Genomic DNA, 13,543 nt, shown 5'->3' with positions numbered 1-13,543 from the left:
GGCAGCCCCGGCCGCTTCGCCAAGGAACCAGGATGTCCCTCCGACCCAACCGTCGCGCGTCCGCGCGTCTCGCTGCACCCCTGCTCGCTCTCGCCGCGCTCGCGGCCACTGCCCAGCTCTCCGCACAGGAGAAGTACGACGGCTATCTGTGCTGCAACCTGCGCAGCGACGGCAGCTGGATCAGCGACAGCAACTACGCCGAGAACGGCAAGCGCGTAATCCCGGTCGGCACGCCGACCAGCGTGACCGGCTACGGCCGCCACCGCGTCAACGTGCGCATCGATGGCGCACGCCAGTCGATCGGCAACGACTACAGCCGCGACATCGCGCTGCCCGACTTCGCCAAGCGCTATGTGGTGACCGAGGATCCGGCGGCGAAGATCGCCACGTACCCGGCCAAGATCCAGGACGCCATCAAGCGCGCCAAGATCACGCCCGGCATGAGCCGCGAGCAGGTGCTGATGTCGCTGGGTTATCCGATCAGCAGCGAGAACCCGGACCTGGACGCGGAGCTGTGGCGCTACTGGATGAGCAGCTTCGCCGAGTTCCAGGTGCAGTTCGACGGCAACGGCCGCGTGCGCGAGATCACCACCGATGCCAACACGCGCAATCTGGTGTGGGTGCCTTGAGGCCAGCAGCAACTGTTTGAGCGTGGAATAAGAGAACAGGCGCCGGAAGGCGCCTGTTTTCGTTTCGGCGTGTCGCGGCGTTGGGCGCGCGCGGCTCACCGAGGGGCAGGCGATCGGACCGAAGCCGTGCCCACTCGCATCCTGTGGCACCGCTTGGGAACCCGCAGCTGCGATAGCGAATTCAGGGGTCGATGATTTCGAGCTGGAGCCTGTGGGTATCGAGATGCAGGCGGTGGGTCAGCGCCAGCGCATCGAGCAAGCCGGGATCGTGGCTGACCACGACCAGCGCACCCGGCCATCCGCGCAGCAGGTCGACCAGCGCGTCGACGCTGTCGAGATCGAGATGACTGGCCGGTTCGTCGAGCAGCAACAACGGCGCTGACGGCTGCGCCCACGCTGCAGCGGCAATGGCGACACGCATGCGTTCCCCACCCGACAGCAGACCCAGCGGCTGACGGGCGCGCGCGCCGGCCAGACCGAGCAGCGCGAGCCGCGTCGCGGGCACGTCCATCGCATCCGCCTGCATGCCTGCGGCCAGCCAGTCGAGTGCCGGCATCGCATCGGGCAGCGTCGCGAGCGTCTGGTCGAGCGACTGCACCGGCACGCAGGCCTCGACGGCGCCGCAGGCGAGCGTGGCCTGGCCGCGCAGCGCGCGCAACAGCGTGCTCTTGCCGCTGCCGTTGCGGCCTTGCAGCCCGATCCGCACCGGGCCGTACGCGTCCCACGTCAGCGCTGCATCGGGCGATCGCGCCAGTGGATGCGCGCCATCGAAGCGCAGCACGCGTCGCGCAACCGGCAACTCGACGCCGGCATCGACGAACTGCGGCGCTGGCGTGGCATCGGTCGCGGCGAACGCTGCGCGGACCGAGGCATCACCGTCGGCGAGACGCTGCGCCAGCGCACCGCGCGTGCGTCCGGCGTGGCGCTCGGCGTTCTCCTTGGCGCGGTCGAGCAACAGCGGCGACTGGTTGCTGGCCTCGCGCATGCGCTGGCCGCGCGCCTGGCGCTGGTCGAGCCGCTGGCGCTCACGCCCCACCGCACGTTGTGCACGCGCGCGATCGGTCCGCGCCTGCGCGAGTGCATCTTCTGTCTGACGCCGCGTGGCATCGCGCGCGGCGCGCCAGACATCGAGGCCGCCATCGATCCACTGCAGCCCGTCGGCGCGCAGCTCGACCAGTCGCGGCATCGCACGTAGCCAGACGGGATCGTGGGTCACGACCAGTATGGCGCCTGCACGTTGCAGGAACTGCTGGCACCAGTACGCGGACGCGTCGCCATCGAGAAACGTGCTGGGTTCGTCGAGCAGCAGCACGCGTGCATCGCGCCAGGACGCTGCGAGCAGGCGCAGCTGCTGGCACTGTCCGCCCGACAATTGCGCAGGGTCGGCTGTCGGCGCGAGATCCGCGAACCCGATTGCTTCGAACGCGGCATGCAGTCGTGTTTCGAGTGCCCAGTCATCGTCGACGCGGGCGGCATCGGCTGCGTCGCCGTCACCGGCCAGCAACCGTTGCAGCGCGTCGAAGCGTGTACCGAGGCCGAGCAGATCGACCACGCGTAGAGGCAACGGACCCGGATGCTGCGACAGCAGATGCAGACCGCCGGCCACCTCGACCGTGCCGGCCTGCGCACCATCGGCCAGTTGCCGGAGCAGCGTGGATTTGCCGACGCCATTGGCGCCGACCAGCGCGCTGGGGCCGTCGTGCAGCAGCAGCGACAGATCGTCGTAGAGCACGCTGCCGTCGTCGCGCGCGGCGGACAGGCCACGGGCGCGCAGCGCGGGCACGACGGAAGAGGACGCAGACAGCGACGCGAAAGGCGCCGGGGAGACGGGCACGGACAAGGAAGAACCTCGCGAACATGGGGACGCGACCCGGATGGGTCGTCGGACTCGATGTCGGCTCAGCACTTCACGTCATTGCGCTCCTATAAGACTCTTTGCGAACGCGCGTGTTGCAGCAGGCAGTCGCGCGACCGGCGTGCAGTCTACGACTGCGCACTGCACCGTCGCATTAACGCAACGATGAGAAGGTCGTCATTCCCTCGAAGGCGGATGTGTTTTTCAACATCCGAGTGGCTAGTCAATTCAGAGACTCTCGAGCCATTGAGAGCACAGGCACCGGATTGACCAGCCATTCGGCTGTTGTGAGGCGCATCCGCCTTCGCGGGAATGACGAACACAGCCGCCATGTCGCGCGATCAGCCGCCGCCGACGAAGCTCTCGATCGGCACGTCGCCATCAACAAAATCCAGCGTGCGGCCCACGGTGCCGGGCGCATCCAGCACCGCGGCTGCGACCGCCGCCACATTGGCGCGCGAGACCGGCGTGCCACTGTCGGCGTTCGCGCCATCGGCGACACGGCCACTGCCGGCGTCGTCGGTCAGCCGGCCCGGACCGAGAATCGTCCAGTCCAGCGCGCTGTCGCGCAGGTGCGCGTCGGCCGCGGCTTTCGCTTCGGCATAGGCGAAAAAGCCGTCGTCCGGCGCGATGCCGTGATCGAAGCCAGCGCCGATGTAGGACACCATCACGTAGCGCCGCACGCCGGCAATGGCCGCGGCATCGATCGAGCGGATCGCCGCATCGCGGTCGACCGCATAGGTGCGCGCGGTATCGCCACCGCCTGCACCGGCCGACCAGACCACCGCGTCGTGGCCGGCGAGCTGCGCCGCGATGGCATCGGTCTGCGCGTGCTCGATATCGAAGACGACCGGCGTCGCGCCGGTGTCGGCGACGGCGTCGCGGTGGGCCACGTTGCGGAACAGCGCGGTCACGGCGTGGCCGTTTCGGGTGAGGCGCTGGGCCAGCTGCAGGGCGACGCGGCCATGGCCGCCGATGATGACGATGCGCGACATGGCGCTCTCCGTTCAACAGGAATGGCGTCACAGCCTTGCACGGCGCATGTTGGCGCGCAGTCGCGGAGACGTTGCCGTACGGCCGCCTGGAGCGCCCGGTAAACTGGCGCGATGAGTACCGTCCTGCCCCTGCACGAACCGTTGCCGCGCGCGCATGATCCGCGCCGCGCCGCGCCGGCGGTGCACAGGCTGGGCAAGCGGCTGCGCCATCAGATGGGTCGCGCGATCGCCGACTTCGGCATGATCGAGGACGGCGACCGGGTGATGGTGTGCCTGTCGGGCGGCAAGGACAGCTACACCCTGCTCGACATCCTGCTGCAGCTGCAATCGAAGGCGCCGGTGGCGTTCTCGATCACCGCGGTCAACCTCGACCAGAAGCAGCCCGGATTTCCCGCACATGTGCTGCCGGACTATCTGGCATCGCGCGGCGTCGATTTCCACATCATCGAACAGGACACCTATTCGGTCGTCAGCCGGGTGATCCCGGAAGGCAAGACGATGTGTGCGCTGTGCTCGCGCCTGCGTCGCGGCGCGCTGTACTACCACGCGGCGCAGCACGGATTCACGAAGATCGCGCTTGGCCACCATCGCGATGATCTGGTCGCGACGTTTTTCCTGAACATGTTCTTCCACGCGAAGCTCGGCGGCATGCCGCCAAAACTGCGCAGCGATGACGGCAAGCACGTCGTGATCCGTCCGCTGGCCTACGCGGCCGAAGACGACATCGCCGCGTATGCGCAGGCCATGGCGTTCCCGATCATCCCCTGCAATCTGTGCGGCTCGCAAGAGAACCTGCAGCGTAAACAGGTCCAGAAGATGCTGGATGCCTGGGAACGCGAGACGCCCGGCCGCATCGAGACGATCGCGCGGTCGCTGGGCAATGTCAGCCCGTCGCAGCTCAGCGATCCGGCGCTGTTCGACTTCCGCATGCCCGGTGCGGGCGCGGCGCCTGCCGCGGTCGACGCCTGGTTGCCCGACGCGCAGCACGCAGCGATCGACATCGCGATGCGGGAGGCATGAACACCGCCCTCCGCGACGCGTCGACGCAGCGTCGGCTGTCCACGCCTGCCCGCACCCGGACCAGGCACGTATCACACCGTTTCTGACGCCCACCGCTTCCGTGCGGCGTCCTTCCCCACTTCCAATGGAATCATCAGTCCCATGTTCTTTCGCAATCTGACCCTGTTCCGCTTCCCCACCAACCTCGACCTGTCCGAACTCGATGCGCGTCTGGCGGAATTCCCGCTCAAGCCGGTCGGTCCGCTGGAGATGTCCTCGCACGGTTTCGTCTCGCCGATCAGCCGCGACGCCGACGTCATGGCGCACCGCATCGAGGACACCATCTGGGTCACCGTCGGCGGCGAAGAGAAGATCCTGCCCGGCCCGGTGGTCAATGAGCTGCTGTCGCGGCGCATCGAGGAATTCGAGGACAAGCAGGGCCGCAAGCCCGGCGGCAAGATGCGCAAGCAGATGAAGGACGATCTGCTGCAGGAACTGATGCCGCGCGCGTTCGTGAAGCCGGTGCGCAGCGACGCACTGATCGACCTCGAACACGGCGTGGTCGCGGTGAATTCCTCCAGCCGCAAGAGCGCGGAAAACCTGGTGTCGCAGATCCGCACTGCGCTGGGCAGCTTTCCCGCGCTGCCGCTCAACGCCGAAGTCTCGCCGCGCGGGGTGATGACCGGCTGGATCGCCGGCGAACCGCTCCCCGACGGCCTGACGCTGGGCGAGGAATGCGAACTCAAGGATCCCTCCGACCAGGGCGCGATCGTGCGCTGCCAGCGTCAGGATCTGCAGTGCGATGAGATCACCCGCCATCTCGATGCGGGCAAGCAGGTCACCAAGCTGGCGCTAAATCTCGACGACCACGTCTCGTTCGTGCTCGGCGAGGATCTGATCGTGCGCAAGTTCAAGCTGCTCGACGGCGCGCTCGATACGCTCGAGAACACCGACAACGACGACATGCGCGCCGAGCTCGACGCCCGCTTCGCGCTGATGCGCGGCGAGTTCAAACGCCTGTTCAAGGTGCTCGAAGGCGCACTGAAGCTGTCGAAGGCAGAGTGATCGCAAGCGCACGTGCGACCTCGACCCCGGTCGCGTCGCACGCAGCGCATACAATCCGCGCATGCCGTCCCTGTCGCGCCTGTTGTCGCGTTCCGCGAAGCCCGCTTCGATCCAGCGCGACTCCCTCCGTCTGACGCTCGAGGACGGGCGCGAGATCGAGGTGCTGCGCGTGCGCGATCCGCGCGCGCGGCGCATCCGGCTCAGCGTCAGCGAACGCGGCGCGCGCCTGACCCTGCCGCTGCGCGCGAGCCTCGTCTCGGGCGATGCCTTCCTGCAGCAGCACCGCGCATGGCTGGCCGCACAGATCGCGGCGCATGGCGAAGCGCTGCCCCTGCAGCGTGGCATGACCACACACCTGCCGCTTCGCGGTGCACTGCATCCGCTGCGGTGGGAGACCGGGCGGTTCAGCCATGTACGCATGGACGACTACGGCGCGCTGACGTTCGCGTCGCCCGAGCACGCCGGTCCCGCCGCGCTGCAACGCGCGTTGCGCGAATTCTACGAAGCGCAGGCACGCGCCGACATCGGCCGCTGGCTGCCGGCCTACCTGCCGGGCCTGCCGCGCACACCGCGGCGCATCTGTCTGAAAGTGATGTCCTCGCAGTGGGGCTCACTGGCGCCGGACGGCACGCTCAATCTGGACCTGTCGCTGGTGCTCGGGGCGCCCTCGGCATTCGAGTACGTGCTGGTGCACGAGCTCTGTCATCTGATCCACGGCGACCATTCGCCGCGGTTCTGGGGCGAGGTGGAGGCGCGCTGCCCCGCCTGGCGGGATGCACGCGACTATTTCCGCGACAGCGGGCGCCGCCTCAAGGCCGACCTGCACGCATTGCTGACCTGAGCCGCACGATGGCCGCTTCGGCGCCGCGTCCGCGTTGACCGGGATGAGCGGCCAGTGCCGCCGGAGACCCCGATGGTCCGCCTGTGTTTGGCCCTGCTGCTCGTCGCTCTGCTGCCCGGTTGCCGCCCGCCGGCCGAAGCGCTGGGCACGACGATCCGATTCGATGCCCGCGGCGACCGCGTCGCAGCGACGCCCAGGGCGCCCCGGACGACCGCACTGGCGCTGCCTGCGGACTTTCCGCGCGACGTGCATCTACCCGCGCGCTACGCGATCGACACCCTGACCGACATGCCGGGCACGCAGATCATCAGTCTGTTGGCCGAAGGCGAAGTCGTCACGCTTTCGCAGGACACCCGCCACGCGATGGAGCGCGATGGCTGGCAGCGCCGCCTCGCCACGCATCACGGCGGCGACAGCGCGGTGCTCGCGTTCGAGAAGGACGGCCGCAGTGCGCTGTTCGCGTTCGACCGGAACCAGCCGGCGCAGCCATCGGAGGATGCAGGGGTGATCGTCAGCCTGCAGTTGCAGGACGGGGCGGCGCGGCATTGAGATGACCGGCAGCGGAGCGCGTCATCGCGATCCGCAGGACGGCATCGCTCAACGCCGCAGAAAATCCCCGATCGCGGCGGCGACTTCCGCAGGCTGTTCCATGTGCAGATGATGGCCGCCCGCGATGACGGTGCGATCGCCGTCGGGCAACAGGCGCGCGCGGCGGGAGCGATCGGGTTCGGGCAGATAGACCTGCGGTGGGTCGGCGTAGATCACGCGCGTGGGGCATTCGATGCCGGCGATCAGAGCGTCGACCTGGCCGGGCGTCATGCGCACGGCGGTGGGAATCGTCAGCCGCGGATCGCTGCACCAGACATGGCCGCCTTCGACCGGCTGCACGCCGCGCTCGACCAGCAGGCGCGCGACCGGTTCGCTGAGCGCATTGACCCGCATGCGCGCGCGGATCGGCGCATCCAGATCGGGAAACACGCGCAGCGGACGCGTGCCCAGGCTGCGCGAAGAGATCACCGCTTCGCGCAGGCGGGGCACGGTCTCCGCTTCGGTTTCCGGCAGCGCGCCCAGCGCTTCGATCGCGACCAGACGTTCGATGCGTTCCGGTACCGCCGCGGCAACGAGGCTGGCGATGCCCGCGCCCATTGAATGCCCGAGCAGCGCGAAGCGATCCCAGCCCAGCGCATCGGCGATATCGAGCACCTGATGCACGGCGCCGACGAAGGTGTAATCGGTGCCGACCGGCATGTGCGCGCTGCGGCCGTGGCCGGGCAGATCGGGCGCCACGAGATCCAGCCCTTCAAAATACGCGGCCAGGGGTACGAAGCTCGCGGCGTTGTCGAGCCAGCCATGCAGCGCGAGCACGCGGCGCGCACCGACGGTGCCGAACCGCAGGCCGCGCACGGTGCCGATGCCGATCTCGACTTCGAACGGCTGCGCCGGTGCGACATCGCTCATGCGCGGGCGTCCAGATCGCGACGCGTCAGCGCGGCCAGCGCGCGCGCATGCGACGGCGCGTTGTTGAGACAGGGGATGTAGCGCAGGTCCCGGCCGCCGTGCGCGTGGAAGATCTCCGCGTTCTGCAGTGCGATCTCCTCCAGCGTTTCCAGACAGTCGACCGCGAATCCCGGGCACACGACATCGATCACGCGGATGCCGTCGCCGCCCAGCGCCTTCAGCGTTTCGTCGGTGTAGGGCTGCAGCCACGGCTCGCGGCCAAAGCGCGACTGGAAGGTCAGCATCGCCTCATCCGGCGCCAGACCCAACGCCTGCACGATCGCATCGACACTCGCGCGGCACTGCGCGGGATACGGATCGCCGGCATCGGCCAGCCGCTGCGGAATGCCGTGGAAGGAGAACAGCAGGCGCTCGCCGCGGCCGTGCGTGTCCCAGTGCGCGCGAATCGAATCGGCCACGGCGTCGACCCAATCCGGATCCAGGTGGTACGCGTCGCGCATGCGCGCGACGCCGTCGGCGCCGAAGACCGCGTCGACGATATCGCGGACCGAAGCCGTCGTCGTCGTCGAGTACTGCGGATACAGCGGCAGCACCTGCACCCGCGCGTGGCCGGCATCGCGAAGGCGGGTCAGCTCGCTGCGCAGCGACGGATTACCGTAGCGCATGGCGTAAACCACCTCGGCATCGGGCATTTCCGTCTGCACGGCTTTCGTGAGACGCGCAGTGTGGACAGCGAGCGGCGAGCCGTCCTCCATCCACACGCCGGCATAGAGTTTCGCCACGCGTGGCGAGCGGAACGGCAGGATGACGAAGTGCAGGATCGGGCACCACAGCCAGCGGGTCAGCGCGACCACGCGATGGTCGTGCAGGAACTCGGCGAGATAGCGGCGCACCGCTTTCGGGGTGGGCGCATCGGGCGTGCCGAGATTGACGAGCACGACGGCATCGCGCGCTGGGCGCAGAGAGCGGGATTCGGACATCCCCATAGAATGGCAGGCGCGCCAGCGCAATGGCAGCGCCGTGTGTACGGGCAGAACTCATGTGCGATTCATTGCGCCGTCACTAGCCTGAATCCGTTCTGCGTGCGCGTTCCCAGCGCCCGTCCGATTCGCGCCCTTGCCCCGGAGCCACCATGACCCGTCCGTTCCGCCACACCGTGCTGGTTGCCGCCCTCGCCACCGCGTTCGTCGCAGGTCCCGCCGTCGCCGGCCCGACCGAAGACGCCCGGGCGCAGAACGCGGTGCGCGTGCTCAACGAGATCCAGGCGATTCCCGAGTCGGGCATCCCCGACAAGCTGCTCGACGAGGCGCGGGCGATCGTCGTCATTCCCGACACCATCAAGGCAGGCCTGATCATCGGTGGCCGTCGCGGCCACGGCCTGATGTCGGTCAAGACGCCGGAAGGCACATGGTCGAGCCCGTCCTTCGTCAAGATCACCGGCGGCAGCATCGGCTTCCAGGCCGGCGTGCAGTCTTCGGACGTCGTACTGGTGTTCCGCAACGAACGCAGTCTGGAATCGATCGTCAACGGCAAGTTCACCCTCGGCGCCGATGCCGGCGTGGCTGCCGGACCGGTGGGCCGCAACGCTGCCGCACTGACCGATGGCCAGCTCAAGGCCGAGATCTGGTCGTGGTCGCGCGCACGTGGTCTGTTCGCCGGTGTCGCGCTCGATGGCGCGGTGCTGCAGATCGACGACGACGCGAACATCGCCGTCTACGGCCGCAATACCACGCCGCGCGCGATCCTCGAGAACCGCCCGGGCCAGGCGCCGTCGACTGCGGTCGTGGATTTCCGCGACCGTCTGGAAGAAGCCAGTGCGACCGCGCGCGTCTCGCGTGGCGGCGCCGCGGTGCCGGTCGCGCGCAGCGCGCAGCAGCCCGCGTACACGCCTGCGATCCAGAACGTGCCGGAAGCGACCACGGCGCCGGTACAGCCACAGCAGGGCCAGCCGTCGACGCAAGGCTTCCAGAACGTCGAAGACCAACCGGCGACCGTCGAACCGCTACCCGAATACTGAAGTGCAGCGCGCACCCGCACGCTCCGTGCGAGTGCGGTGCGTTATCCTGCCAGACCACCCGCAGCTCCCGGAATCCCGCCATGGGCAGTTTCAGCATCTGGCATTGGGCCATCGTCCTCGTTGTCGTCTTGCTGGTCTTCGGCACCAAGAAGCTGCGCGGCGCCGGCCGTGACCTTGGCGAAGCGGTAAAGGGCTTCAAGAAAGGCATGCACGACGACGAGACGCCCGAGCGTCTCGACGACCGTTCGCAGGACGCCTCGGCCCGCGAGGCCGACAGGACGCGCCACGACGACACCACCCCGCGCTGACGCGAGACGCGGTCGATGTTCGGGATCGGCACGGCCGAGTTGATGATCATCGCGTTGATCGCGTTGATCGTGCTCGGCCCCGAGAAGCTGCCCAAGGCCGCGCGCTTTGCCGGCCTCTGGATTCGCCGCGCGCGGGCGCAGTGGTATTCGGTGAAGTCCGAACTCGAGCGCGAACTGGCGGCAGAGGATCTCAAGCGCAGCGTGCGCGATGCACAGCAATCGATCGCCGATGTCGGCACCCAGTTGCGCGACGCCGAACAGCACACCCGCAGCAGTCTCGACGAAGTGCGCCAGGAGGCCGGCGATCTGGTCGCGCAGGCGCGGCGCATGTCCAGCGAACCACCGGCGACGCATCGTAGCCTCGACGCGTTACCCGAGGCGCCAATGCCCGAAGCGCCGCCGCCCGTGGTACCGCCGCTGCCGCCCGAAGCGATCGCCGGCGATCCCACCCGCCCGCCGGTTCCCGTGACCGTTGCAGACGAGGAGACCGATCGTGGCGCTGCACGCTGACGAAGACGGGGGCGAAGGCAACCTGATCGACCATCTGATCGAACTGCGCATGCGCCTGATGCGCGGCCTGGCCGGCACCGGCATCGTGCTGCTGTGCCTGCTGCCGTTCGCGAACAAGCTCTACGGCCTGCTCGCGCAACCGCTGCTCGACAAGCTGCCCGAAGGCGCGCACCTGATCGCGATCGAAGTCGCCTCGCCGTTCTTCGCGCCGCTGAAGCTCGCATTCTTCACCGCGCTGGTCGTGACCATGCCGTGGTTGCTCTATCAGGCATGGGCCTTCGTCGCGCCGGGCTTGTACAAGCGCGAGAAGCGGCTCGCGATGCCGTTGCTGGCCTCGGCGGTCGCGCTGTTCTACATCGGCTGCGCGTTCGCGTTCTTCCTTGTGCTGCCGTCGGTGTTCAAGTTTTTGACGCTGGTGACGCCCGATGGCGTGTCGATGATGACCGACATCAATGCCTATCTGAATTTCGTACTGGTGATCTTCCTCGCGTTCGGTCTGAGCTTCGAGCTGCCGGTCGCTTTGGTGATCCTGGTGCTGCTGGGCTGGGTGACCACCGACCAGCTACGCGAATCGCGCGGTTATGCAGTCGTCGGCGTGTTCGTGCTGGCGGCGATCATCACGCCACCCGATGTCGTCTCGCAGCTGATGCTTGCGGTTCCGATGTGTCTGCTCTACGAGGCCGGCATCATCGCTGCGCGCCTGCTCGCTCCCAGACCCGGCGCGGTGCGCGACGAGGCATGAGCCCGCCGGTCGCCGCGCACACGCCGTTGCTGCGCCGCTACACGGCGTGGTCGCTGGATGCGGCGGCGATTGGCGTGCTGGTCATTGCGCTGATGTACCGGCATCTGCGCGAAGCGCTCGAGACCTGCGGACGCGCGATGGATGCACTCGCGCAGGCGATGGCCGCGCTGATGCAGCAGACACTCGACCTCGCCGCGTCGCCGGCCGCGCTGCTGCAGGCCTGGATGGCGGATCCCGCACTGCAGGTCGCCATCACCGCCCTGACGCTCGCGATCACCTCACTGACCCTGCCGACGATGGCGGTGTTCGCACTGCTCGCGCTCGTGTGGTTCACCGCCTTCGAGGGCTCGCGCTGGCAGGCCACGCCGGGCAAGCGCCTGCTCGGTCTGCAGGTGGTCGACGATGACGGACTGCCGCCCGGCTACGTGCGCGCCGGCCTGCGCACGGCGGCCGGCCTGCTGTCGTGGATAAGCCTCAACATCGGTCATCTGATGGCCGCACGCGCGCCGCGCTACCAGGCCCTGCACGACCGCATCGCAGGCACCCACGTGGTGCGACTCACGGATGCCCCGATGCCGATGCTCGCACGCCTGTGGCTGGTACTGCAGCCGCCGATGTTCTTTCTGCTACTGGCGCTGATGATGCGCCAGATCGACCAGAGCGTCGCCGCCGCGCTGGACGCGACGCTCGGGCTCTAGGGCGTTTCAGCGATCCGGGCCCACGCTGCGTTGCGCCCGCGCGTGACCGGCCCGCGAGCCGGAAACTCAACGACCGTCCACATACGAGCGCCGACTCAGAGCCGGCGCCCGAGCGCGCGGAGCGGAGGGCGTCAGAGTTCGATGCGGCTGTTGTCGCTGCCGCCGATGTCCGGCGTCGGCCCAGCAGTCGACGCGTCGTCCTGCGGACCGCAGACATCGCGCCACATCGCATACATCGCCCCGAACATCACGATGTAGAGGATCAGCAGCAGGATCAGATACAGGGGCAGCACCAGCAGCGCGGCGAGGCCCGGATGCACGAGGCTGGCGACAACGCTGATGATGGTCACGACCATCGCGAACGCGAGCATCAGCGCGAAGCCACCGGCCATCGCGATCGCGGCGGCCACGACCACCGGCAGCACATTGCGCAGCGCACCACCGAGACCGTCGGTGAACGCCTGCAGCACCGGCCGGTCGCCGAGCGCGACCTGACCCAGACCGATCGCATACACGGTTGCGTAGTAGACGCCGAAAAAGATCGCCAGCGCCATCAGCGGACCGATGCCCGCCGGCGGTAGCGGCAGATCCGGCGGCGTGGCCGGCCCGGTCTGCGCACTCATTTCCTGGCTGATCGTCAGCACCTGCATGTACCAGTCCACGACGCCGTCACCGAACGCACTGACCAGCGCGTAGAACGTGGCGATATAAAGAGCGCCCATCAGCACGCCGAACCCGATCAGGCGCCCGGCGTTGCCACCGGTGAACACCGCGAACAGATCGGTCGGCTGCGCGGGGCGTCCGTGCTCGGCCGCGTCGATGACGTGCAGCACGCCGGCGATCAGCAGCGGATAGGCGATGATCGACACCAGCGACGTCGCGCCAATCAGCATGACCTGGGTATTGGCATCGAGATCGAACGCGATCTGCGCGATCGCCTGCAGCACATTCGGCACCAGCGCGAGCAGCGCCACGATCGCCGTCGCCCCGTACACCGCGCGCGGATTGGCCCGACCCACGTTGACGCCCTGCACGATCCACTTCCAGCCGTGGCCGGCCCCTACCGTCCGAGTCGTCATTTCCGCCGTATTCCAGGTGTCTGTCGCGTGGGCGCGCCACGAAGGGCGTCATCGTATCGCATGCATCGGAGACGCCGCTGGGATGCGCTGTGTGTTCAGCCGCGAGGGCGGCGGTTTGCTTCGGCATGCCCCGCCCTCTTCTAACAACAGCTTTCACTGCGCAGCGGGCAGCGGGCAGCGGGCAGCGGGCAGCGGGCAGCGAGGCTCGCAGCTTCCGCTTCCACGCCGTCATTCCCGCGAAGGCGGGGCTTTCAACGGACGCATGTCCGGTCATCCATCTTGATCTGGCTCTGGCCCTTGGCTTTGGCTTTGGCTTTGGCTTTGGCTTTGGCTTTGGCTTTGGCTTT

Annotated in this window: 15 protein-coding genes; 10 read left to right on the top strand and 5 right to left on the bottom strand. The window is 68.2% G+C overall.

What is annotated here, in order from left to right:
- Positions 1 to 32 precede the first annotated feature (32 nt).
- Positions 33 to 629, top strand: coding sequence for an outer membrane protein assembly factor BamE domain-containing protein (gene bamE, locus ACZ9YD_RS13185; RefSeq protein WP_465075717.1), 597 nt, complete (start codon positions 33 to 35; stop codon positions 627 to 629).
- A 181-nt stretch (positions 630 to 810) separates the two neighbouring features.
- Here the strand turns inward: bamE and ACZ9YD_RS13180 are convergent, their stop codons facing one another.
- Together ACZ9YD_RS13180 and ACZ9YD_RS13175 are read right to left on the bottom strand one after the other, a co-directional pair.
- A complete protein-coding gene (locus tag ACZ9YD_RS13180) occupies positions 811 to 2,412 on the bottom strand; it encodes an ATP-binding cassette domain-containing protein (RefSeq protein WP_465075716.1) in 1,602 nt (533 codons plus the stop codon).
- Positions 2,413 to 2,825: 413 nt separating this feature from the next.
- The gene (locus tag ACZ9YD_RS13175) at positions 2,826 to 3,479 is read right to left on the bottom strand and encodes an SDR family oxidoreductase (RefSeq protein WP_465075715.1); all 654 of its coding nucleotides are present in this window, start codon (positions 3,477 to 3,479) and stop codon (positions 2,826 to 2,828) included.
- A gap of 111 nt (positions 3,480 to 3,590) precedes the next feature.
- Here ACZ9YD_RS13175 and ttcA point away from each other — a divergent pair, with 111 nt between their 5' ends.
- From ttcA to ACZ9YD_RS13155, 4 genes are all read left to right on the top strand, one after another.
- The gene (ttcA, locus tag ACZ9YD_RS13170; RefSeq protein ID WP_465075713.1) at positions 3,591 to 4,499 is read left to right on the top strand and encodes a tRNA 2-thiocytidine(32) synthetase TtcA; all 909 of its coding nucleotides are present in this window, start codon (positions 3,591 to 3,593) and stop codon (positions 4,497 to 4,499) included.
- Between the two features lie 141 nt (positions 4,500 to 4,640).
- Positions 4,641 to 5,543 (top strand): recombination-associated protein RdgC, encoded by a 903-nt coding sequence (locus tag ACZ9YD_RS13165; RefSeq protein WP_465075711.1) that lies wholly within the window; start codon positions 4,641 to 4,643, stop codon positions 5,541 to 5,543.
- 61 nt (positions 5,544 to 5,604) lie between these two features.
- Entirely contained in the window at positions 5,605 to 6,384 is a 780-nt protein-coding gene (locus ACZ9YD_RS13160) for a M48 family metallopeptidase (RefSeq protein WP_465075710.1), read from the top strand.
- 72 nt (positions 6,385 to 6,456) lie between these two features.
- Positions 6,457 to 6,933: a hypothetical protein gene (locus tag ACZ9YD_RS13155; RefSeq protein ID WP_465075708.1), complete on the top strand. Its 477-nt coding sequence runs from the start codon at positions 6,457 to 6,459 to the stop codon at positions 6,931 to 6,933.
- Between the two features lie 48 nt (positions 6,934 to 6,981).
- Here the strand turns inward: ACZ9YD_RS13155 and ACZ9YD_RS13150 are convergent, their stop codons facing one another.
- Positions 6,982 to 7,842, bottom strand: a complete 861-nt coding sequence (locus ACZ9YD_RS13150) for an alpha/beta fold hydrolase (RefSeq protein WP_465075707.1) — start codon at positions 7,840 to 7,842, stop codon at positions 6,982 to 6,984.
- Positions 7,839 to 8,822 (bottom strand): ferrochelatase, encoded by a 984-nt coding sequence (gene hemH / locus ACZ9YD_RS13145; RefSeq protein ID WP_465075705.1) that lies wholly within the window; start codon positions 8,820 to 8,822, stop codon positions 7,839 to 7,841. The genes ACZ9YD_RS13150 and hemH overlap by 4 nt, the downstream gene beginning before the upstream one ends.
- A 152-nt stretch (positions 8,823 to 8,974) precedes the next feature.
- Between hemH and ACZ9YD_RS13140 the strand changes: the two genes are divergently transcribed.
- The 5 genes from ACZ9YD_RS13140 (at position 8,975) to ACZ9YD_RS13120 (ending at position 12,117) form a co-directional block, all read left to right on the top strand.
- A complete protein-coding gene (locus ACZ9YD_RS13140; RefSeq protein ID WP_465075703.1) occupies positions 8,975 to 9,859 on the top strand; it encodes a lipid-binding SYLF domain-containing protein in 885 nt (294 codons plus the stop codon).
- 80 nt (positions 9,860 to 9,939) lie between these two features.
- Complete coding sequence (gene tatA, locus ACZ9YD_RS13135; RefSeq protein WP_465075701.1) at positions 9,940 to 10,167, top strand: Sec-independent protein translocase subunit TatA; 228 nt, start codon at positions 9,940 to 9,942, stop codon at positions 10,165 to 10,167.
- Between the two features lie 15 nt (positions 10,168 to 10,182).
- Positions 10,183 to 10,677 carry a Sec-independent protein translocase protein TatB gene (gene tatB / locus ACZ9YD_RS13130; protein ID WP_465075699.1) on the top strand — a complete coding sequence of 165 codons (495 nt, stop codon included), beginning with the start codon at positions 10,183 to 10,185 and terminating at the stop codon, positions 10,675 to 10,677.
- Positions 10,667 to 11,419: a twin-arginine translocase subunit TatC gene (tatC, locus tag ACZ9YD_RS13125; protein WP_465075743.1), complete on the top strand. Its 753-nt coding sequence runs from the start codon at positions 10,667 to 10,669 to the stop codon at positions 11,417 to 11,419. Before tatB ends, tatC begins: the two co-directional genes overlap by 11 nt.
- A complete protein-coding gene (locus ACZ9YD_RS13120; protein WP_465075697.1) occupies positions 11,416 to 12,117 on the top strand; it encodes an RDD family protein in 702 nt (233 codons plus the stop codon). Before tatC ends, ACZ9YD_RS13120 begins: the two co-directional genes overlap by 4 nt.
- 131 nt (positions 12,118 to 12,248) lie before the next feature.
- Here ACZ9YD_RS13120 and ACZ9YD_RS13115 read toward each other — a convergent pair whose 3' ends face one another.
- On the bottom strand, positions 12,249 to 13,196 hold the full coding sequence (locus ACZ9YD_RS13115) for a hypothetical protein (protein WP_465075695.1): 948 nt from the start codon (positions 13,194 to 13,196) through the stop codon (positions 12,249 to 12,251).
- Positions 13,197 to 13,543: the final 347 nt, after the last annotated feature.

The organism is Luteimonas sp. AC640a, assembly GCF_979256585.1.
The sequence above is the reverse complement of the archived record's forward strand: the minus strand, read 5'-3'. Positions and strand labels throughout refer to the sequence as shown.